At 41.8% G+C, this 1,412-nt stretch carries 1 protein-coding gene; it reads left to right on the top strand.

Annotated elements, in window-relative coordinates; translation table 11 throughout:
- Positions 1-91 precede the first annotated feature (91 nt).
- The gene (locus tag AB4375_RS21315; protein ID WP_029235596.1) at positions 92-1,399 is read left to right on the top strand and encodes an IS4 family transposase; all 1,308 of its coding nucleotides are present in this window, start codon (positions 92-94) and stop codon (positions 1,397-1,399) included.
- Positions 1,400-1,412 lie beyond the last annotated feature (13 nt).

Here is a 1,412-nt window from a genome sequence, read left to right as displayed (position 1 = left end):
TAATGCCGATCAGTTAAAGCCAAAGCGATCGGTTGAAGGATCCTTCAGAGCTGTCAAAATCCAAGTGTATTTAATGCACTTGGATTTTTTTATGGATGTTTCTCAAGCTCTAAACATAATTAATGATTGGAAACCTAGCAGCGTTGAGACTTTGTCTGACTTGCTTCCAATTGAACTCATCGACGAAGCCTATTCTCTTACTGATACTGTCACGATGAGAAAGAGGAAATTAACTTTAGAATCCATGGTGTGGCTGCTTGTTGGAATGGCTATCTATAACAGTAAATCCATGAAAGATTTAGTGAACCAACTTGATATTGTCGACCGTACAGGTAAAGCTTTTGTCGCACCGAGTGCGTTAACTCAACGTCGAAAGACGTTGGGTGAAGACGCAATTAAAGCGGTCTTTGAGCGAATGACTACGTCATGGTTAAACAGTGCAAAGTTACCCCAATGGAATGGATTAACGCTGCTTGGCGTCGATGGCGTTGTTTGGCGAACGCCCGATAACCCGCAAAATGAAAAGGCATTTTCTCGACAAAAAGGGACGCAATATCCGCAAGTGAGAATGGTCTGCCAAATGGAACTAAGCAGTCACATTATTACGGCCAGTGCATTTGATAATTACAATACAAACGAAATGATATTAGCTGAAAAACTAATAGAAACAACACCAAACCATAGCGTAACAATGTTCGATAAGGGGTTCTATTCTTTAGGTTTATTACATAAATGGCAAGACTCTGGCTCAGAGCGCCATTGGCTTATCCCCCTCAAGAAAAATACACAATATGACATTGTTCAATCTTTAGGGCGAAATGACAAACTTGTTCAATTACACAGTAATCCAAGAGCTAGAAAGCTATGGCCTGATTTACCAAAGTCGATAACCGCTCGACTTGTCACTCGTAAAATTAAAGGAAAAGACTACCAAGTATTAACCTCCATGACGGACTCCCTGCGTTACCCATCAAAAGATATTGCAGGCCTTTATGAGCATCGTTGGGAAATAGAGCTGGGCTACCGAGAGCAAAAACAATACATGCTTGGAAACCGTCTTACGCTGCGAAGTCGTTTACCAGAGCTGGTCAAGCAGGAGTTATGGGGCATCTTGCTTACTTACAATTTAATCCGATATCAGATGGTCGAGCTCTGCTTCAATTTAAAGGGAAATTACCTTCCTTATCAACTGAGTTTTAACGGCACGTTAGCTCATGTATCAGCGTTACTTGTAGGCTTACCTTATTCAACACCAGGCGCAATACCTCGTCAGCTAAAGGGGTTCCACAACATGGCTGAAAGCTTAATACTTGAAGGGCGAAGGGAAAGGACATTCCCTAGAAGAGTTAAACCCAGACCACAACGGTATGCTAAGAACAAAAATGCCGTTCACTCTTAAGTGAACGGCATTA

Origin of the sequence: Vibrio sp. 10N.261.51.C6, from assembly GCF_041471785.1 — a bacterium.
GTDB classification, from domain to species: domain Bacteria; phylum Pseudomonadota; class Gammaproteobacteria; order Enterobacterales; family Vibrionaceae; genus Vibrio; species Vibrio crassostreae_C.
Note: the sequence above shows the minus strand (reverse complement) of the source record. Positions and strands in the feature narration are given on the sequence as shown.

Bases quoted from the DNA above. Each gene is read 5' to 3' on its own strand.
- AB4375_RS21315 (WP_029235596.1), top strand. From the start codon at position 92: ATGGATGTTTCTCAAGCTCTAAACATAATTAATGATTGGAAACCTAGC.